This is a genomic window from Polynucleobacter sp. AP-RePozz3-80-G7, assembly GCF_018882145.1.
GTDB lineage: Bacteria > Pseudomonadota > Gammaproteobacteria > Burkholderiales > Burkholderiaceae > Polynucleobacter.
In genome coordinates this window covers 729,904-749,666 of sequence record NZ_JACVPC010000001.1, presented here as the reverse complement: position 1 = coordinate 749,666, position 19,763 = coordinate 729,904, and the positions used below count along the sequence as shown (strand labels likewise).

Here is a 19,763-nt window from a genome sequence, read left to right as displayed (position 1 = left end):
AGGAAATTTAAGATGCGCTATCTCAAATTGATTTTAATATTGCTTATTCTCAATGCCTGCTCAAGCGCAAATGAAATTAGCTCAAAGCTGAATACAATAATGTCACCAAACACTATTGGCATTCAAAAAGAATTTTTTGAAAAAACTTATGGGCCAGCCAAGAGGGTGTTGTTCGATATGACCAATCAGTATGAAATTGGCAAGTGCAAGATTAATATTCAATTTGATCAAAAAAACTCCATCTCTTCAATTGAACTAGAAAATTTATCTAAAGAATGCTCATTTAATTCGAAAAACATTTATCTTGATGGGCAAGCCAATCAACTGACCTATGGGGATCTTGCAAGCAAAGGCATCTGGCAAGCAAAATTTTCCTGCTACGAATCATGCGGTAACGCTTCAGACCCCACGTATGGAATTTTTGTGAAAACCGGTCACGCAACTATATTCATTGAATATGAGGCAACATCAAGCTACTCAAACGAAGATTCCTCAAGATACCAAAAAGCCTCAAAGGGCTCGAATGCTGTTCTAGACTTTTTTAAAAATAAATACCCAAAGATTGAAATGAATGGCTGGACTCCAGTTCCCATGACAGCAGCCGAATACAATCAAATCTGGTTAGAAAAATTTAAAGATGTACCAATTTCATCGTTAAAGTTTGGATATAAACTACAACCTCAGTGAGTAATGTCAAAAGGTGTCATTGGATTTATTACCCGGCTTGTATTTATCTAACAAATTAATACAAATTCATTAGAGTCCACAAATTAATTTGCGCTCGTGATTGACCAGTGAGAACATGAAGAAAAATCAATCACCGCATTACGAAATATCTAACCAAATATGTTTACTAACTGTAATTTGTAAACATTGCCAATAGCTATATGGCTCCAGCGGTGTACGAGAATAATTATGCGCCCTATTATGTTTATAAATCACTATTTACAGGCACTTTATAAACATTTTGGGAGTTTGGATGAAAGAAGGCAAGGCAAAGGTATTCACCGAACAAGAATTACGGCGCACCCTCAGAGTCATTAGTAAGAAATCGCACGCGAAGCGCAATACTGCTTTGCTATGGTGCTCATTTGGCCTTGGTCTGCGAGCCAAAGAATTGGCCAGCCTTCGCGTGGAGAATGTATTAGGCGCAGATGATCAATTGCTGGAAGAGATCAACTTAAGCTCTGCTATGACCAAGGGAGCCAAGCAACGGTTTGTTTACCTGACCAATTCCAGCCTAACAGAGGCCCTTGGGAGCTATCTTGCTGAGCGACAAACTCAAGAGGGCATCTTATTTAACCCCCAAGCAGCATTATTTATATCGCAGAAAGGTGGAGCATTTACACCCAATACCTTGCAGCAGTTATTTCATAGATTATTTACGGAAGCAAAAATTCAAGGGGCCTCAAGCCATTCTGGGCGCAGAACTTTCGCAACCACCTTGATTGAGAAAGGCGCGGATATTAAGGCCGTATCAAGATTAATGGGGCACTCGTCTATATCAATGACAGCTCAATATGTAGAGGATAATCCTTTGCGACTTAAAGAAATTTGCAGAAAATTGTTTTAAGCACTTGTCACCCACTCAAAAAGCCAGCAATTTTTAATAAATGTACACCACCCATTGGTTGCATCGGCAAAATTATTACTGTCACTCCCAGCTTATATTCAAACATTCGCCCAGTTAATATGTGACAGACTGAATACGACCCAAAGTGGACAACCAAAGCATAAACCACTTGAATGAGCTAAAAAGCTAATAATAGATGGGTCATTAAATTAATTAACCATTCAAATCAAAAATGAAAAGTGGCGCCAAGATTTACCCCTTGAAAGGTAATCTTTTGTAACGAACCAGTGCTGTTCATATCGTAGTAAAGGACCCTATAGCCTAGCGTTAAATCGCCCCAACTATATGCCCTACCCACCCCCAACATTGCCTGCCAAGTTAGGTTGGTAGTACCCCCACCAGACCCAATGTCAGCATAGTAAGGAACATACCAAGCGCTATCAGCAATTCGATATCTACCTTTTAATCCAATAATTGGATCTGTTGTATTTGTTGTCATAGATGGATTGCGAACGATATTTTTACCGCCAACGTATTGTCCATTGAGGGTGCCCGTTAGGTTCAAATTAGCATTGATTGTCACCGTAGTACTAATGTATCTCGCACCAATAAGTCCATCCATATAAAGCGACTGATTATTTAACAGGGTATACATGCCTGCCGCTGTAATAGCCGTATCCTTTAAATTTGCTTTAGTGGAGAGGTCTGCATTAACGGCAATACCATTAGGCAAAGTTCCAGTAGCAGTTTTACCGGGTTGACTTCCTAAATTGGCATTTAGTAAATCCAGTCCAAGACCCCAGTCCCCCTTATGCGCTTCACTCGCAATCATTATCCCGCCCTTGAGATCGCTGATGACACCGCTGGGACTTAGGTTTGTTGATTTGCTGATGCCATCGTTCGTATTAACTGTGCCATTTACTCCAACAGCCCAAATATATGGCGTGACATTAAAACGCCATCCCCCCGATACATCTGGCATCGGATTTTGCTGTGCAAAGACCAAAGATGGTGAAAGCACATGCAAAATTAGCAGCAATGGGATGTGATGCAGTCTGATCATCATAAATTTACTTTTCAAGAACTTTGTGCTTCAAGCGAAATGAATCCCACAATAAATAAGACCCCAGAGGGGCCTTATTTATTCAACAAGTGACGTCAATAGATAATTACATTACATTTTCAGCGGAACAACCATTTGCAGCAGGCTTACCGGCTAAGCGATCTTTAATCCATGGAATGTAGAATGGTGGCGCAGCTCCTGGGGTTGTAAAGTGATTTAAATCTCCAGGCAATTGAACGCGTGCTACATTGGCCCCAATTTCGCACATCCTCTTGCGGTAATAGTCGCCCATAACTTGAGGCACAGTTACATCTTTATTGCCGTATAAAACCAATACTGGTGCAGCAGGCTTAACATTTGGATTAGGTGCGCCGTCAATGATGGCATTGGTCCAAGCTAGTGTATTTTGAGCTTGTGGCCTCAGAAGATCTTTATAAGAGGTGGAATACGCAAAATTAAATGTATCAATACTCACATGAATACATTTATTGAGGAATATTTCATCAACTGCCTTTGCGCCTTCATCGGTAAAAATATCTGTTAGCTTTAACTTATCAGGATTTGCTGCTTGAGTACCCCACATATTCATAATGAAGTGGCCAAAATCGAAGCTATTGCCAGACCAACCGGTTGCGAAATCATTAATGAATTTATCTGCGCCAGCTTGGTCAAGCTTGGCAGGCCTATACATCTCAAGATCTTGGGGGGCCATAGCCACAAAGCCAACCATGTCAATGCCATCAAAAGCAGTGCCTGTCTGAGAAATGTATTCAGACTGACCCGCTGCGCCAAGTGTAGAGCCGCCACCTTGTGACCAGCCATAAACAACAGCCTTTTTTCCAGCTCCGGTTTCTTTCATAGATCCAGCAGCACGAATAATATTAATCGCATCACGGCCATTAGTCTTGGCTACTGCATATTGATGACGATCACCACCACCTAAACCTTGATAGTCAGTTGCAACCACTACATAGCCCTCTTTAATAAATTGCTCCAAACTTGGTAAGCCATAGTCAGTCCAAGAATTGCCGCCAATCAAATAATATAAATTTAATGGTTGGGCAGGATTTTCAACCTGCGAAGGACCGCAGTTTTGTGCGGAGCCGGTTGTGCCATGGGACCATGACATTACTGGCCTACCTCCAGTAGGCGCAACGCCAGTTGGCGCTACCACCAATCCAGTTGCTATCGTTTTTTGATTATTTACATCTGATGAGATGTATGCAATACGCCATGCCTGAGCACCTTTAACTGGGGTTGAAATTTTTTCCTGTTTAATGATCTGACCTAACTTACCATCAGCCTTCATCTGCATGATGGACTGATAAAAAGGAGCTACCGCAGGATCGGCAACTGCGACTTGCGATGAAAGACTAAAAACAGCAAGACCAGTAATTAAAGCTAATTTAGACCTTAAGAACATTATTAAATCCTTACTTAATAAAGGGTACTCATTTGAGAAAAACTACTTTGGAAACACAAAAGTTACTATTGCTCTACCACCCCATCCAGATGGGCCACCAGGAGTGTTGCTTAGATAATAGGTTGGGCCAATACCAAATTGAATTGGTTGCCCATCAATGACCTCAAGTTTTGAAATGCCGAGATACAAGGGGTTGGTAGTTCTGTGGGAGTCATAGTTGTACTGCGCCTGAGACTCCAACATAAAGGTCCAGGCCTTAGCGCTTGTATAAGAAACAAAAGGCTGCCCGTATAAACTATTTTGAGTGCCAAACGCAGCATTACCTCCTACATTCCATGACTGGTAGCCCAGCAACCCATATGTCCAAGGACCATCGCGGTTTAAGACAACTGCAGTAACACCAGCGCCAGTTTGCTGAGATCCAAAATGACCGCTATTTCCTGCTGGAGAGCTTAAGTAAGGACCAATCCCCCAGATCCAAGAAGAGTTGGTATTTGGGGCGTAAAAGGATTCAATAACGACGTTAGAAATTCCATAGCCAGAGTAAGGAGCCCCCGATGGGGCTTCAATGCTGACTTCCCTGACACCGGTCACAATTGGACGAAATATGAAGCTATCGCCGCCACCAAGATTAAATGGCATTACCGGCTGGAATAGAAGAGTTTGCTCACTACCGCCCTGACTCTTACCTAAACCTCGACTGAAGTTATATTGAAGGGGGGCAGAGATCATATTTGCGATTGGATTGGCTAATTTTTTTGCAATTTCAACGCTTGAGAGAGGTACAACTTCTCCAGATTTGACATTATCCGCAAGCTCAGGACGCGTCAATTCCTGATTGGCCATCGAAATAACAGGCAACAAACTGAAAAGTAGAAGCAAATAGAGGTTTTTAAATGCAAGGGTCATGAGATCAATTTAATTGCGTTAGTGAACTCGATACTAACGAAATGACCTAAGAAAAAATACATACTTTGGTATGTAGTGATGCAATTTAAAACTGGGATATAAAGTCAAAAATTACATTGCTTCTAAAGCGCAATAAATATTAGGCGTATAGCCAAACCAAGACCTATATGATAGATATCTATAAATTTATCTAATCAGAGCCACATGAATTCTATAGTTACGCTTGCGAGCCTATTTGGCCTAATGACATTACTATCAGCAAGCGTTTTGTATTTTTCTTTTAAAGGGAAAATGGATGGCTCTGGAAAATATTTTCTAGCAGCCGAATTGTTGATGCTCTTCGCCTTAAGTCAAGTCATTACCACCAATCTAGCTCCTGCCACACGGCAACCTATTGTTTTTCTCCTGGGCACAATACTAATTACCGCATCCGATATTTCGGTTTTATTCAGCATTTTTTCACTCACTCGTACCGTCAAATTTAGAACTTACATTTTTACAGTTTTGATGGTCGTAATATATTGCATGCTGATTGAGTATGCGCGTATTAAAATTGACTCAAATCTACCGGCATTACTTACTGCAATACCATCCGCTCTTATTGCTCTTGTCACCTACATGGTTTGCACCAAACCTCTAGATCATGAGCTTAAGAGCAACATATTTTTAAAATGGATAACCTACACTGAAGTTATTCTTTTATTGCTTGCACTAACACGCATCGCTAGTTATTTTTATGGCGCACCTATACTGCCGCGAAATCCACCTGCGCCGGCAATTCTGATCTACGTCCTTTTTACAGCTACATGTATATTTCGCTATATTTCATATCAGTCCTTGAGAATTAGCTGGATCAATGCTGATGCGGATCGAATAAACCCACTAAATCAGAATTTAGCTAAGGCGATTCAAGAGAAAAATAAATTATTAGAAGGGCTAATATCATCTAATAGAAAAATTGGGATTAGCGCTCTAGCGAGCTCGTTAGCTCATCAGCTTAGTCAGCCAATTACAGGGCTATCCTTTCAAATCCATACTGCAAAATATGATTTGCTAAAGCTGCAAGAAGCCCAAAACTCTGTTCGCATATTAGATAAAGCTAGCCTTGAACTAGAGAAGTTAACTGATCTAGTGAATGGCTTAAGACGGCTATTCGGACGACAAGAAACTGAATTTGAGAAAATAAATGTTGTCGATACTTGCAATAAAGTTATAGAACTTATTAAACCAACGCTTGAGGCCAACGGTATTTCCCTCGCAACAAACTTTGAATCGAGGCCAATAATTATCGGCAACATGATTCAGCTGCAACAAGTTCTAATCAATATATTTAACAATGCCATTTATTCAATCGGCACAACTAAGCATGAGTATAAAAAAATTGTTATTGAGGTATCTGAGGGGAGTAAGCTGGCTTCTATATCAATTGGAGATAGCGGACCAGGGATAGATCCAAATATTCTTCCCGATATCTTTGAGCTTTATAAGACAACTAAAAAAGAAGGTCTTGGTGTAGGCTTATGGCTAAGCAAAACCATTATCGAAAGGCACAAAGGGTGCATCAAGGTTGCTAATGATAAAAACCTTGGTGCGATATTCAATATTGAAATTCCTTTGGCGGGCCACGATGAAATCCAAGGGAATAAATGATTAACAAAAGAATTCATATCGTTGATGATGAGCTCGTCATTCGCGAAAGTATTGGTGGATGGCTATCCAAGAAATATGAAGTTTTCTCTTATGCTTCTGGTGAAGAATACTTAGAAGCAACTAAAAAATTTAATCCTAAAGATCAAACATTAACCTGCCTCTTATTAGATTTCCAGATGACCGGAATCAATGGTGTTGAGCTACAAAATCAACTTAAACATCTAGATGCTAATTTTTCAATTATTTTTATGAGTGGGAATGCCCATCAATCTGACATTATTGACGCATGGCATGGTGGTGCAATTGATTTCCTTCTTAAGCCTTTTTCACCCATCAAGATCAACGAGCTTCTAGATAAGCAATTTAGCCTTATGGAGCAACGGACTGATATCGACTCAAAAATTGAGAGCCTAAGTCCTGATGTCAAAATTTCCATCACTAGACGAGAGGCAGAAGTTCTCCTTCTTCTTGGAAGTGGTAGCTCTCAACGTGAAGTTGGCCACCAACTTGGAATATCGCTTAATACGGTAAAAATGTATCGATCATTTTTAAAAGACAAATTAGGGCTGAATACATTAACCGAGCTTATTCGCTATTACGATAGCCACCTTAAAGCTATTGAAAAAATTGCAGGTCAATAAACCCAATAGAAGCACTACACTTCGATTCCACTATAAATAAGAGTCCATGTCAACAGAACCAATCAAAGAAATTCATCAGCCAACACGATGGGATAACCTAAATAAGCTACTCAACAGTAATTTTTTCATTTGGTTTTTATCTTCAATTATCATTTCAGGCGGGGCAACGCTCTATCACACCTCTCAACAACATTTTGAAATTGAATCGAACAAGCAAAAAGAAATCATTAACTGCCAGTTCGAGATCGTCAACCGGCTCAATAGCATGGACTACTTAATACGCCGAGCAAAATCCATGGGGGATTTGAAGTATGCCTTATCAAGTATGCATAAAAGCCTAGGGCCTGTTATTCCTGAATATGAAAATGTAAATATTGCGGCACTATATTTCAAAACATATCAACTTAGTGGCATTAGAAACTCCAACATTGGCGAGCGTTTGCGCGAGCTAGAGGAAATGAATCTAACCTCTCAGACTGAAGATCCCGCAACCCCCCTCACGGAGTCGGATAAAACCAAAATTCTTAACTTAATTCATACCCTTAAACAGTATGAGACTGAACAAATAATTAAATTAAATGGATAATTTCCTCATTCAAGATCTTCGTTTTATAGTCATTAGCATTACAACTGGCGTTTTAGTTGTATTGACAATTTTTTGGTTCCTAGACAGATCGCCTTTTTCTAGCTGGTTCAAAAAATCAGAAGGGATAGTAGCCTCTTTTATCAGTGTGCCAGCATTTCTTTTTGGCCTTGTGATATCTACATTTGCTACTGGGGTATGGAATAACCATGTGGCGGCAAACTCCAGTCTCATTAATGAGGCAACCGCCATAAGAACCTTAATGCGAATTTCGCAAACACTCCAAACCCAAGATGCTCAAGAGTTGAAGTCGGCGACAAATAACTATGTGACCTTTATTGTGGATACCGAATGGCCCTCTATGGCCAATGGAAATCGAGAAAGCAATGAAGATTCCTTAATTCAGCTTGAAATCTTAACCAACCAGATTAATGTCATTGCTAATACACTCAATCAAAGCAGCTCAGTTGTGCATCGACTCTACTCATCAATTGATTCTCTTCATCATGAACGACTCGTTCGGCTATCCTTGGCATATGATCGTATCAGCTTTGTGAGGTGGCCATCAATATATGCGCTCGCTTTTTTACTGTTATTCACAGTTGGATTACTTCAACTTCGAAGTCCTCGGGCAATGAAAATTACATTGACGATGGGTGCCTTGTGCATTGGATCATCAATGATTTTTTTATTTTTAAATACCTCTCCTTATCATGGCCCCACCTCTATTAAACCTACTTTACTAATAGACTCCACCAAATTGAGCAAGTAAATGGTTTACATAATTAAATATATAATTCATCCCCTCAAAACTTTTGAGCCCTTAGTGTCGTTAAAGGGGTGATATTCTAAAGGTCTCAAATTGGCCGTTTTGAGACATCTGAGCCTGTTTGGCCAATTAGACAGTTACCGACCCAAGGCAGACTTTCGCAGACAACAGAAAACCCGCCAAAGCGGGTTTTCTGCAAAGCTTGGCAGAGGTACTTACAAACCAACCGTATAAGTCGCCATCACAGTAGTTGAAGAAACTGACTGATATGGCTCTTGGCGATGGATACCCGTGACACCTAAACGCTGATTCTTCTCCACATCGTAGGTGGTACCCACCATTGCTGTTGGACGAGTCTTCACAGGATTAGCATTGAAGTTAATCGGGGTTAAACCAGTTACTCCAGTTGCAGAATAAGAGCCATTAGCGGTATTAGTGTCTGTTTCTACACCAGCACTAGCAAACAAGGTTGTTTGCGGGATGCCTTTGTATTGAGCGCCAACACCAGCCAAAGCAGTTGTTGCGTTTGTGTTTAATGCTGAATATGTCAATGGAGCTGTAATAGTGCTTGATGCGCCTTCTGTATAGCCACCCATATTGTTTTGTGTATAACGAATCCCAACATATGGAGAAACTACTCAATAGAATGAGAGTTTTACTACGAAGCAACATGTTTCAAATTCTATACCCGAATAGTGGGTTTGTCGTTTTGGACATATTGGAACATCCCAGGATGTGAGCCTTATACGCCCTCAAAGAAGCAACCGAAGGTTTGCTTAGAAACTAAGATGCAGCCTAAATACAGCCAGACTATGATTTTATTGCATCCTCAAGACACTTAGACATAAATTCATTGTATTTAATCGCCATCTTTGTTGGCACCACGAACTTTTTGCGACCATCAACCTTGTCTGAGACAAGTTTTAAGTAACCCTGTGCAACAAGATTTTTCACTCTTCCATGCAGGGTTGCTTGCGAGCCAAGTTGGCTTAGTTGAATTAAATCACCTACAAGTAATTTCTGACTCTCCTCAGCAGAACGCAAGATATGCTCAAGCAGCCCTCTTTCTATTTCATCCAAAGGCCTTCCTGGATTCATACGATCCAGTGAGTCAATTAGGTTTAAAAACCGTATATATGATGTGCTCATATTAAATCCCCCTACCCCATTAGCTCGACAGCTTCAATAGCGCGTCATTTTTTAGTGTCGATACGTTAATAACATGTATAATTTATACATCTTTTAAGGGTAAACGTCAACAAGTCACTTTTATTGGAATTGGATAAAAAATGCGATTTACGACCTACACAGATTATTCGTTGCGCGTCTTAATGCATCTTGCTCAAAGCAATACTGGCACTACCACCATTTCTGAATTATCTGATTTTTATCAGATTTCACGTAATCACTTGGTAAAAGTAGTCCATCACCTGGGATTGCTGGGTTACATAGAAACGACTCGCGGTCGTGCGGGTGGACTTAAATTGGCAAAGCCAGCCAATCAAATCAAGCTTGGTGATTTGATTGAGCAAACCGAGCCTGATGACAATCTCTTAGATTGCCTTACCCCTGGAAATACTAGTTGCGTCATTGATAAACAATGTCGACTCAAAGGAATCCTCTCTTCCGCAAAAGCAGACTTTATTAGGGGACTTAATAAGTACTCATTACAGGATTTTTCCAAACCAAGATTAAAAACAGAAAATCTTTTTAAAACAGTAGCGATTGAGGCGATATAAAGACTTGATATGGAAATTAATTTTGCAAAGTTAGTTGAATCTATTGGGGATGCTGTAGTGATCTCTGATGCTCAGGGGATTATTATTTATTGGAATCCTGCTGCCGAGCGCATATTTGGCTTTAGTAAAACTGAAGCGATTGGCTCAACCATGGATTTCATCATCCCCGAGAGACTTCGTCATCGCCATAACGAGGGTTACGAACATTCAATGCAAACAGGCACAACCAGATACGGCGATAAGCTCCTGACGGTACCTGCCCTACACAAGAGCGGCAAACCACTCTCCATTGCTTTTACCGTCTCCATGATCTTTGATGAAAATCATAAAGCAGTAGCAGTCGCAGCAGTCATTAGAGATGATACAGAGCGCTTTACAGAGCAAAGGGCCCTCAAAAAGCGAATCGCTGAATTAGAGGCTCAGCTTCAATAAACTATGTCAGCATCTACTCACAAATCTATTTCGATTGCGCAGCTCATAGGCAAAGATCAAATTGATCAAGTAGTCGATGATTTTTACAACCGCGCTCGCAACCACCCCTCTTTGGCCCAGCCATTCTCGGTTGTGCACAATTGGGCAGACCATAAAGTAAAAATTGCCCAATTTTGGTGGGTAGTTTTAGGCGGAATACCTAAGGCCTCACACAAGTACGATCCAGTTGGAAAACATTTTGCTGCAGGATTTAATGCCTCACTACTCTCAGACTGGAAATCGCTTTTTAAGATAGTTCTCCAAGATCACCTAAACCCTGAACTATCTGAAAAATGGTACTCAAGAGTTGAAATGATCGGTGACAACCTACTTATTCAGGATCAACGCTTACATCATGAATGACTTAACTCTAGCAAGGGCGGTACATATTCTTAGCGTGGTCATCTGGATGGGCGGAGTGACTTTTGTCACCCTGGTGCTGATTCCCACATTAAGACGCTCATCCTTTCGGATTGACCAACTCACTATCTTTCATGCAATTGAAAATCGATTTGCCTCTATAGCGAGAGTTATGGTCTTGCTAGCTGGTATCTCTGGCTTTTACATGACCTACAAACTCGATGCTTGGGGACGTTTTACGCAAATACAATTCTTCTGGATGCATGCGATGGTTTTTGTATGGTGCCTATTTTTTCTAGCACTCTTTGCGATTGAACCCTTTATTCTGAAAAACCATGGTCGTATAGTCAAGGATAGGCATAACATCACCAACCTTAAAAAGACTTACATTGTTCATTCAGTTATATTAGTTCTAAGCCTAAGCACAATCCTTGTTTCGGTATTAGGTGCTCATGGTTTTTTCTATTAATGCGTCTATCTCTTAGCGTTACTTAAAGTAACGCTCAAAAGATAAAACCCCTTCGATTGTATTAAATTCAAATCCAATCCCTCGCCTGTTGAGATAAGTGCTTCTTGAATATGGTTGCTATTGGAGATAACTTTTTGCCTTTAGGGCTCACAATGTGCCAGCTTGATTGAATGGGAAATTCTTTACATTTCAAGATAGCAACTTCTTCTTGGTCCGATTTATCGCCAAGGGAATACCTAGACAAAACTGCTATGCCTAGGCCGCCTATAACCGCCTGTTTAATTGCCTCATTGCTCCCTAGCTCTAACCTAACATCAGGCTTGAACTTGAGTCTTTTAAGGTGCGCATCTGTTGTCATTCTGGTACCAGAGCCCTTTTCTCTAAAAATAAATTTTTCATTCCTTAATAAGCTGATGTCAAAATTCTTTTTCTTAGAAAACGCATGATTTTTTGAGGCAACCAATAACAAAGGATTTGGCATAAACACTTCGTCTTCTAAATCCAAATGCAGTGGCGGCTGGGACATGATGTAAAGATCATCTAAATTTTCTTCTAATCTTTTCACTACACCATCCCGATTAAGAACCTCTAGAGAGATATCGATTTGAGGATACTTTGCGCAAAAGGTGCCTAATATTCTGGGAACAAAGTATTTGGCAGTACTCACCACCGCAACCTTTAACTTGCCCTGCGTTAATCCCTTTACTCCATGAACCTCTTGCTCAAAGGATTCCCACTCGGTAGAAATCGCTCTAGCCGTTTTAGCCAACTCCTGACCCATCGCTGTTAGATGTACTTTCCTAGCAACCACTTCGTAGAGCGGTACTCCAACAGCATCCGTGATTTCTTTTAAGCCCATAGAGGCCGTTGGTTGGGTGACATGAACCATCCGCGCCGCCGTACTGACGCTTCCAGTCTCAGCCAGCGCTAGAAATAGTCTTAACTGCCTAAAAGTAATATTCATCAGGATTTACCTATATATAAACGTATTAATATCGATTTTACTTTACATATAAATTTCCCTAAGATCGCCTCAAAGGACAATTTATGAATATCTTGCTAGATCCCACCATCCTCTTTTTCATCTTCGGCATCTTTGCGGGCCTCGTGAAATCCAATTTAGAAATTCCACAGCCCATTTCTCGATTTCTTTCGCTATATCTACTGATGGCTCTGGGATTAAAAGGTGGATTTGCTTTAAACAAATCAGGCTTTACGCCTGAGATTGCTATTAGTCTTGGTCTGTCGATCACTTTAGCAATAGCCATTCCGCTATTGGGCTACAACTTTCTTAAATACAAACTAGATAAACTGAATGCCGCCGCGATTGCCGCTACTTACGGATCTATTAGTGCGGTTACTTTTATTACTACTACACAGGTCTTAGATCAAAGCGGTATTAGTTATGGCGGACACATGGCCGCGGCAATGGCCCTCATGGAGTCACCCGCCATCATCATCGCCATCATTCTTGCCAACAGAATTCGTCAACAACGCTCAGGCAATGCCAGTAGCCACACTTCATTGGGCAAAATACTTCACGAATCATTTACTGATGGTGGGCAACTACTCTTATTGGGAGCCTTAGTAGTAGGGCTCATTTCAGGTGATTCGGGCCATAAAGTCATGGCGCCCTTTTCGATTGATTTATTTAAGGGTTTATTAGCATTCTTCTTGCTCGATATGGGATTGCTTGCCGCCAAGAGTTTAGGGGAGCTCAAAGGCAAGCCTTCGGTGACTTTAGCTTATGCCTTCATCGCGCCACCTACCCATGCCATGATTGCCTTGGGTTTATGCCATATATTTCATATCTCTTTGGGAGATACAATCCTTTTGATGATTTTGGCGGCAAGCGCTTCTTATATTGCGGTTCCAGCAGTATTACGCCATGCCATGCCCGAGGTAAGTCCAGCCTTGTATATGGGCATGTCCCTTGGCATCACCTTCCCTTTAAATATTATCTTAGGCATTCCAATCTATAGCGCAGTAGCCAAATATTTTGTTTAAAAACATCCAAATAAAATGCTAATTCATCCAAAACCCTATTCTGGACTCAAGGCGAGTTTGCTAACCCAACATGGCAAAGAGTCGGTCATTTGCCCACAACTCCTTGACTCTAATGGCTTAGAAGTTGTCCATATCTCCGGGTATGACACAGACAAACTAGGTACCTTTACTAGAGATATTCCAAGATATGGCTCCCAACTAGATGCCGCCAGAAAAAAGGCTAGGGTTGGAATGGAATTATCAGGTTCTATGCTTGGCATTGCCAGCGAAGGTGCTTTTGATAATGATCCCTATACGGGCATGCTTCCTTGGAATTACGAGTTAGTAGTTTTAATAGATGACATACGCAAACATGAAGTTATTGGTTTTTTTGGCGGTCACGCTCAAAGCACCAGCCGGCAAGTATCAAGTTGGGATGAATTAAATGCGCTTCTTTCAGAGGCACAATTTACTACCCATCAATTAGTCGTTCGACCTGATGATGAATATCACCCAGAGTGTCGTAAAGGAATCAAAGATCTTGAGTCTTTGAAAGAAGCCTTCGATTGGGCAACTAACCTTTCAAAAAAGGGTAATGTAGTTGTAGAGAATGATTTAAGAGCTCATACCAATCCCACTCGTATGGCCAACATATTGAAGGCTACACAAGATCTCTCAAGAAAGATGAATTCTTTATGCCCAGAGTGTGAGTCACCTGGCTTCTGGATCACAGAAAGAAAGAAGGGCTTGCCATGCTCTAGCTGTGAAGCGCCAACAAATCTGCCAATAGCTAATGTATGGTCATGCGTAAAGTGTGCGTACAAAAAAGAAGAAATGTTGCTGGATCAAATCAAGGCGGATCCATCAAAGTGCGATTACTGTAATCCCTAAATATATTTGTCGTTTAAAACGACATTGCCAACACAAGGATGAATAATTGACTTGTCCTTTTAAAGGACATTTGATGACCCTGATATCCCAGTCTAGAACCAGAGTGGCTGAATCCTGATTGACGGATTAAATCTATGGGATTTGACCAAACACGCTAGGCTCTAGGTATAAGCACCATTGAGGACTTCTAATAAAAATAGCCCAACAAGTGGGCTATTGAGATTCTTGGTGGCCCGGGGCGGAATCGACCAGGGCTGAGGATGCCAAATCCTTGAGCAATAAATTAATCCTGAACAAATTTTGACCTAGCCCGCTCTTCAAATTGCTTTTTGTTGATAATCATTCTCTCGTGGCGACCTCGTGAGATTAAGTCCACCTCATCGTGAGCCTCTACCTGAAAAATGAGCTTTCTACCTTCTACACCAATAAGTTCAACATTCGCAGTCACCTCCATGCCCACAGGAGTGGCGGCCTCATGAGTAACGCTAATGAATGTTCCAACAGCTTGTTCTTCTGGCCAATCTAAATGGGGAATAATCGCCCTCACACAAGCTAACTCAAGGAAGCCAACCAAAAAGCCTGTGGCAAATACTTCTGGCCTTACTGCAGCCTCACCAGACTCGGGATACATGGCAGGAACGGTCTGACTATCTGTAACTGTAAATTTACATTGATACTTAATGCCTGGCTTTAAGGTGTCTTTCATAAAAGCAATCCATATAAGTTATTAATCAATTTATAGCAGATTCTAATGAATAGAAAAATTTACTACTTAAGCTAGTTAGGAACGAACGTTACTTTAGATAAAGCTTATATGTACGGCCTTTATAAGCTCATTGCTGTAATAACTTCACTAGCCCCTTCAATACTTTTTGCTTTTTGCTCCGGTGAAACAGCCAAACCTTCTGCGTAAATAAACTCCACATCAGTAATGCCGATAAAACCTAAAAAGTCTTTGACGTATTTTGTTTGCGTATCTTTGTCAGTTCCAAAATAAAAACCGCCACGAGTCGCCAAAACAATCGCCTTTTTACCGGTTAGCAAACCTACAGGGCCTGTAGCTGTGTATTTAAATGTCATACCCGCTCTAGCTAAATTATCAAAGTAGGATTTAAGCTGCGATGGAATCCCAAAGTTATACATAGGCAAACCAAGCACTACCGTATCGGCATCACTGATTTCTTGAACGAGATCATCAGACTGGGCTGCCAGTACTTTTTGCTCTGCAGTGCGCTGCTCAGGCGGCGTAATGAACGCACTAAATTGCGCCCCACTTAAATGGGGTAATGGATCTTTTGTCAAGTCTCGCTCAATAATCTTGACGCTAGGATGGGCTTTTTTAATACGCTCAAGCAGTTGATTGGAAAGCTGTCTGGATTGGCTGTTATCGCCCAAAATGCTGCTATTAATACTGAGTACTGTTTTCATATTTAATTTCCTTTGAAATAATTCACTAAAAGTTACTGATAGTTGACTCAAACTGCTCATTAAGCCATTGCACAAAATCTTTTAACTCATTTTCTGAAATCTCATGATCCATCGGATAAATTTTAGTTACATGAGGCACGTTCAAATCGTTTAATAATTCATCAGCTTGAAATAGAAAGCTAATAGGCAACTTGCTATCAAACTTACCGTGAGCTAAATACGCTTGCAGTTGCTTCAAACCCTCTAGGTTATTAATGTGCGGCTTAATTTCAGGCAGAATCCTTCCAGAGAGAACGCCAAAGCCTTTAACTGTATTAGGGAAAGTCAAAGCCACGCTAGCACTCATGATGCCTCCCTGACTAAAACCAGCCACAACCGTATTGCTGCTAGTTACTTGATATAGACCTTGCATTTCTTTAATAAACACCAATAAACGCAATCGACTCTCTTCAGCTTCTTGCTCATTAATTTGCGGGCCATCTTTGGTAAACGCAACATGAAACCAAGCAAATTGATCGCCACTATTGCTTAATGCAATCGGGCCTTGAGGCATGATCACCAAAATTGCTGGATCAATCCATTTACTGATTTCTGAAAAATTACGCTCATTTCCGCCCACCCCATGAAGTAAGAGTAAGCAGCCCTTTGGTGGACTGACACTAGCTAGTCGCATACGATAGGCGAACTGAGCGCCTGGTAATAACTGACTAATCATCTTTAAATCTCGCTTCCTTCGTGTATATCTTCTTCAACCAAATTACTTACAATAGATTTATTCAAACCCCATGCGAAAGAATCCATTGACAAGATGCCGTATTCAATGCCACCTTCAATGGTTTTTAAATTAACATCACCCAGGCGGGCCCCCAAGGCAATAAATAGTGGTAAGAAATGCTCATCGGTAGGATGTGCTCGCATTGCACCAGGCGCAAACTCTCGATACGCCAATAATTGATCTAATCTTTCAGATTGAACTGCTTGTTTGACCCAATCGGAAAAAGAGCTGACATAGGGCAGATCTCCACCAACGCCTTGACGAAAATCATGTAAGTTGTGCGTCATACTGCCTGAAGCAATAATCATCACACCCTCTTTTCTTAAGGGGCCTAGAGTCTTGCCTAGTTCATAGGCACTTTGTGGATCCAGACCTTTTGGCATAGAAACTTGAAATACCGGAATATCACCATTGGGTAATAAGTGCATCAATGGAACCCAAGTGCCATGATCCAAACCACGAGTAGGATTTTCTTGAACGATGAAGCCTGCCTGCTTGAGAGCATCAATTGCTTTCTTTGCCACATCTGTTGCACCCTTAACTGGGTATGAAAGCTCATACAAAGGCTTTGGAAAACCATAAAAGTCATGAATAGTCTCTGGCTGAGGATTAGTCATTACCTCAATATCAGCAGTCTGCCAGTGTGGCGACACAACTAAGATAGCTTTGACATCACTAAGATTTTGGCCGATATGATTTAACTGCTCACCCAAGATGCCAGGCTCAATAGCAAAGGTCGGCGCGCCATGAGATATGAACATAAGAGGGGCAGCAACTAAGGTTGTCATTTTTTACTCTTTATCTATATATAGAGTGAATGCGCCCCTACCCCATCAACGAAAGTAGAGGCGCTCCGACTCAAGAGTTAATCTTGTTTAGCTTTCAAGCCATCGATACTGAACTTGCCTGCACCACTTGATGCCAATACCAACAAGCCACCCATTACGGCAATATTCTTAAAGAACAAGAGTTGTGCGATGAATGCCGCATCTGCGGGAGCTGCCCAAAATGCGTGGCCAGTAATCGAAGCGGCCAATGTGAAGACAGCTAACAGAACTGCGACGATACGAGTTTGAAAGCCTACGAGCAATGCAATACCGCCTAAGACTTCAGCAATGATGGCAACGATTACGCCCAATGTGGGAGCCGACATACCCAAAGAAGTGAAGTAACCAACGGTACCTTCAAAACCAGTGATCTTCGATAAGCCAGCCGGTAAAAATAGGGCAACAATTAAAAGTCGTCCAAACAGATTTAAAGCGTTTTCATAAGTGTGTTTCATTTAATACTCCTTGTTTAGTAAATTAAGCGGAAAGACTGCTTTCCTTAGGTAGAACTTTACTGTTCCATAATTAATAGATAAACTAGCATTTATAAGATTAACTGTTCAATAAATCGAAACAATGGATAAATTCCAAGAAATCACCACATTTACCGCTGTTGTAGATGCAGGGAGCTTTGTTAAAGCGGCTGATCGACTTGGCATGTCTAAGGCTGCAGTCTCAAGACATCTCGTAGATTTAGAGACAAGACTGGGCATTCGCTTACTTCACCGCACTACCCGCAAACTCTCCCTCACAGAAGAAGGTGAGCTCTTTTATGGTCGCTGTAAAGAAATCTTGGAAACCCTAGAGAGCGCCGAGAATGAAATCACTTCACATACAGATGATGTGAGCGGGCATATTCGCATTAATGCACCCTTTAGTTTTGGCATACGAAAGCTTGCGCCACTGTGGGGAATCTTTCATCAAAAGCATCCAAAAGTCACTTTAGATGTCGCGCTCTCAGATCGGTTAGTGGATGTCGTAGATGAGGGGTATGACATTGCCATTCGAATTGCTGCACTAACGAACTCTACTATGGTGAGTAAAAAGCTCACTACCACTCGAATCGTTTTATGTGCCTCACCAACATACCTAAAACAATATGGCATCCCAAAGAAACCTGCTGACTTAGTAAACCACCAGGTAATTAACTATAGCTATTGGGCGGGAAAAGAAGAATGGAGCTTTGATGGGCCTAAAGGCAAAGAGAGTGTGAACATCAAACCCTTTATGCAAACCAATAATGGGGATACCTGTCTTGTTGCAGCTCTAGCTCATCAAGGCATTGTTCTGCAACCTAGCTTTATCGTAGGCGATGCCATACGAGCAGGTGATTTAGTAGAAATCATGCCTCAATATAAATCGATTGAATTAGGTATCTACGCCCTCTTTCCCACAAGGCAACATATTGCACCTAAGGTAAGAGTGTTAATTGATTATCTGGTGGAGTATTTTTCTAAGAAAGACTTAGATAACTTCTAGGGACTGGAGGTCAGTTAATGGCCGGATTCTGACAGTCAAGAGATCTAAAACAACTTATTTCGAACAACTGAAATGAGCTCAATACTAGATAATCGCCGTTTAAAGACGCACTACTTGAGGGGTTTGAATATCCGCCAAACCTATTCCTGCCACTTTTGAGGCCTCTACTTTATGCCGATAAACCTATGAACCAATGGCTGACCGAATGCAGAACTTAAAGCAATGAACAAATCGCTCCCCCGCAACCAAAATTTACGTACTAAGCCCTTAATCTTTAAGGGCTTTTTGCTTTTCTGGGCATAAAAAAACCCGATTACTCGGGCTTTTTAGCTATTTCAGGGTGGCTTTAGTTCAAAACCTTGTAACCGCGACCACTCAAACACCTCTTCACAACAGCCTCTTGAGCTTGGTTTCCACTAAACGCACCACCTGCGCCACCAATTACGGCGCCAGCTCCAGCAGCCTGCGCAATTCCTGATCCGTTGCCGCCAGTAACCAATCCCAGCAGACCACCGACTACCGCGCCAGCACCAGCTCCTTTGGCGGCTGTAGAACCCATTCCTGATTGTTGTTGAGCATAATTTTGACAGTCTTTTAAATCGCTCTCATAAGTAGCCTCATTGACGCCCTTCATATCTACGAGGGGGCGAACATTCGCACCAGCGCATCCAAATGTCACAGCAACCACCAGAGAACATAGGACAAGTAACTTATTCATCAGCAGAAT

General features: G+C 41.3%; 24 protein-coding genes and 1 pseudogene. 13 read left to right on the top strand and 12 right to left on the bottom strand.

From position 1 onward, the window contains the following. The first annotated feature begins 12 nt into the window (after positions 1 to 12). Both ICE90_RS04115 and ICE90_RS04110 read left to right on the top strand, forming a co-directional pair. A complete protein-coding gene (locus ICE90_RS04115; protein ID WP_216191072.1) occupies positions 13 to 687 on the top strand; it encodes a hypothetical protein in 675 nt (224 codons plus the stop codon). A 292-nt stretch (positions 688 to 979) separates the two neighbouring features. Further along, positions 980 to 1,573, top strand: a complete 594-nt coding sequence (locus ICE90_RS04110) for a site-specific integrase (protein WP_216191070.1) — start codon at positions 980 to 982, stop codon at positions 1,571 to 1,573. A 226-nt stretch (positions 1,574 to 1,799) separates the two neighbouring features. Here the strand turns inward: ICE90_RS04110 and ICE90_RS04105 are convergent, their stop codons facing one another. The 3 genes from ICE90_RS04105 to ICE90_RS04095 form a co-directional block, all read right to left on the bottom strand. Continuing rightward, positions 1,800 to 2,639 (bottom strand): hypothetical protein, encoded by an 840-nt coding sequence (locus ICE90_RS04105; protein WP_216191068.1) that lies wholly within the window; start codon positions 2,637 to 2,639, stop codon positions 1,800 to 1,802. Positions 2,640 to 2,742: 103 nt separating this feature from the next. Further along, positions 2,743 to 4,059, bottom strand: coding sequence for an alpha/beta fold hydrolase (locus ICE90_RS04100; RefSeq protein ID WP_216191066.1), 1,317 nt, complete (start codon positions 4,057 to 4,059; stop codon positions 2,743 to 2,745). A gap of 42 nt (positions 4,060 to 4,101) precedes the next feature. Beyond that, entirely contained in the window at positions 4,102 to 4,968 is an 867-nt protein-coding gene (locus ICE90_RS04095; RefSeq protein ID WP_216191065.1) for a hypothetical protein, read from the bottom strand. 204 nt (positions 4,969 to 5,172) lie between these two features. Here ICE90_RS04095 and ICE90_RS04090 point away from each other — a divergent pair, with 204 nt between their 5' ends. From ICE90_RS04090 to ICE90_RS04075, 4 genes are all read left to right on the top strand, one after another. After that, a complete protein-coding gene (locus ICE90_RS04090) occupies positions 5,173 to 6,618 on the top strand; it encodes a sensor histidine kinase (protein WP_216191063.1) in 1,446 nt (481 codons plus the stop codon). Beyond that, positions 6,615 to 7,259: a response regulator transcription factor gene (locus ICE90_RS04085; protein ID WP_216191061.1), complete on the top strand. Its 645-nt coding sequence runs from the start codon at positions 6,615 to 6,617 to the stop codon at positions 7,257 to 7,259. Before ICE90_RS04090 ends, ICE90_RS04085 begins: the two co-directional genes overlap by 4 nt. A 46-nt stretch (positions 7,260 to 7,305) precedes the next feature. After that, complete coding sequence (locus ICE90_RS04080; protein WP_216191059.1) at positions 7,306 to 7,845, top strand: hypothetical protein; 540 nt, start codon at positions 7,306 to 7,308, stop codon at positions 7,843 to 7,845. Positions 7,846 to 7,990: 145 nt separating this feature from the next. Then, on the top strand, positions 7,991 to 8,614 hold the full coding sequence (locus tag ICE90_RS04075; protein WP_216191057.1) for a DUF4239 domain-containing protein: 624 nt from the start codon (positions 7,991 to 7,993) through the stop codon (positions 8,612 to 8,614). Positions 8,615 to 8,826: 212 nt separating this feature from the next. Here ICE90_RS04075 and ICE90_RS04070 read toward each other — a convergent pair. Both ICE90_RS04070 and ICE90_RS04065 read right to left on the bottom strand, forming a co-directional pair. Next, a pseudogene (locus ICE90_RS04070) lies at positions 8,827 to 9,234 on the bottom strand (hypothetical protein); the annotation flags it as partial. 187 nt (positions 9,235 to 9,421) lie between these two features. Then, positions 9,422 to 9,760, bottom strand: a complete 339-nt coding sequence (locus ICE90_RS04065) for a helix-turn-helix domain-containing protein (protein WP_216191054.1) — start codon at positions 9,758 to 9,760, stop codon at positions 9,422 to 9,424. 140 nt (positions 9,761 to 9,900) lie between these two features. Here ICE90_RS04065 and ICE90_RS04060 point away from each other — a divergent pair, with 140 nt between their 5' ends. Genes ICE90_RS04060 through ICE90_RS04045 form a run of 4 tightly spaced genes read left to right on the top strand, consistent with a single transcriptional unit; the run spans position 9,901 to position 11,650 of the window. Continuing rightward, a complete protein-coding gene (locus ICE90_RS04060) occupies positions 9,901 to 10,350 on the top strand; it encodes an Rrf2 family transcriptional regulator (protein ID WP_216191052.1) in 450 nt (149 codons plus the stop codon). Between the two features lie 9 nt (positions 10,351 to 10,359). Beyond that, a complete protein-coding gene (locus ICE90_RS04055; RefSeq protein ID WP_216191050.1) occupies positions 10,360 to 10,782 on the top strand; it encodes a PAS domain S-box protein in 423 nt (140 codons plus the stop codon). Positions 10,783 to 10,785: 3 nt separating this feature from the next. Then, positions 10,786 to 11,184, top strand: coding sequence for a group III truncated hemoglobin (locus tag ICE90_RS04050; protein WP_216191048.1), 399 nt, complete (start codon positions 10,786 to 10,788; stop codon positions 11,182 to 11,184). After that, entirely contained in the window at positions 11,177 to 11,650 is a 474-nt protein-coding gene (locus ICE90_RS04045) for a hypothetical protein (protein WP_216191046.1), read from the top strand. Before ICE90_RS04050 ends, ICE90_RS04045 begins: the two co-directional genes overlap by 8 nt. 67 nt (positions 11,651 to 11,717) lie before the next feature. Here ICE90_RS04045 and ICE90_RS04040 read toward each other — a convergent pair whose 3' ends face one another. Beyond that, complete coding sequence (locus tag ICE90_RS04040) at positions 11,718 to 12,614, bottom strand: LysR family transcriptional regulator (protein WP_216191044.1); 897 nt, start codon at positions 12,612 to 12,614, stop codon at positions 11,718 to 11,720. Positions 12,615 to 12,697: 83 nt separating this feature from the next. On the opposite strand from ICE90_RS04040, the gene ICE90_RS04035 reads away from it, so the two are divergent. Further along, positions 12,698 to 13,657 (top strand): sodium-dependent bicarbonate transport family permease, encoded by a 960-nt coding sequence (locus ICE90_RS04035; RefSeq protein ID WP_216191042.1) that lies wholly within the window; start codon positions 12,698 to 12,700, stop codon positions 13,655 to 13,657. 15 nt (positions 13,658 to 13,672) lie between these two features. Beyond that, complete coding sequence (locus ICE90_RS04030) at positions 13,673 to 14,527, top strand: DUF6671 family protein (RefSeq protein ID WP_216191040.1); 855 nt, start codon at positions 13,673 to 13,675, stop codon at positions 14,525 to 14,527. A gap of 283 nt (positions 14,528 to 14,810) precedes the next feature. Here ICE90_RS04030 and ICE90_RS04025 read toward each other — a convergent pair whose 3' ends face one another. The 5 genes from ICE90_RS04025 to ICE90_RS04005 all read right to left on the bottom strand — a co-directional run bounded on the left by ICE90_RS04025 (position 14,811) and on the right by ICE90_RS04005 (position 18,012). Next, entirely contained in the window at positions 14,811 to 15,233 is a 423-nt protein-coding gene (locus ICE90_RS04025; protein WP_216191038.1) for a thioesterase family protein, read from the bottom strand. Between the two features lie 119 nt (positions 15,234 to 15,352). Next, complete coding sequence (locus ICE90_RS04020) at positions 15,353 to 15,955, bottom strand: FMN-dependent NADH-azoreductase (RefSeq protein ID WP_216191036.1); 603 nt, start codon at positions 15,953 to 15,955, stop codon at positions 15,353 to 15,355. A gap of 25 nt (positions 15,956 to 15,980) precedes the next feature. Next, positions 15,981 to 16,670 carry an alpha/beta hydrolase gene (locus tag ICE90_RS04015; RefSeq protein ID WP_255533284.1) on the bottom strand — a complete coding sequence of 230 codons (690 nt, stop codon included), beginning with the start codon at positions 16,668 to 16,670 and terminating at the stop codon, positions 15,981 to 15,983. 2 nt (positions 16,671 to 16,672) lie between these two features. After that, positions 16,673 to 17,518, bottom strand: coding sequence for a class III extradiol ring-cleavage dioxygenase (locus ICE90_RS04010; RefSeq protein ID WP_216191034.1), 846 nt, complete (start codon positions 17,516 to 17,518; stop codon positions 16,673 to 16,675). A 77-nt stretch (positions 17,519 to 17,595) separates the two neighbouring features. After that, the gene (locus ICE90_RS04005; protein WP_216191025.1) at positions 17,596 to 18,012 is read right to left on the bottom strand and encodes a DoxX family protein; all 417 of its coding nucleotides are present in this window, start codon (positions 18,010 to 18,012) and stop codon (positions 17,596 to 17,598) included. A gap of 121 nt (positions 18,013 to 18,133) precedes the next feature. Between ICE90_RS04005 and ICE90_RS04000 the strand changes: the two genes are divergently transcribed. Further along, positions 18,134 to 19,036: a LysR family transcriptional regulator gene (locus tag ICE90_RS04000; protein WP_216191023.1), complete on the top strand. Its 903-nt coding sequence runs from the start codon at positions 18,134 to 18,136 to the stop codon at positions 19,034 to 19,036. A 346-nt stretch (positions 19,037 to 19,382) separates the two neighbouring features. Here ICE90_RS04000 and ICE90_RS03995 read toward each other — a convergent pair whose 3' ends face one another. After that, the gene (locus tag ICE90_RS03995) at positions 19,383 to 19,754 is read right to left on the bottom strand and encodes a glycine zipper family protein (protein WP_215321678.1); all 372 of its coding nucleotides are present in this window, start codon (positions 19,752 to 19,754) and stop codon (positions 19,383 to 19,385) included. Positions 19,755 to 19,763 lie beyond the last annotated feature (9 nt).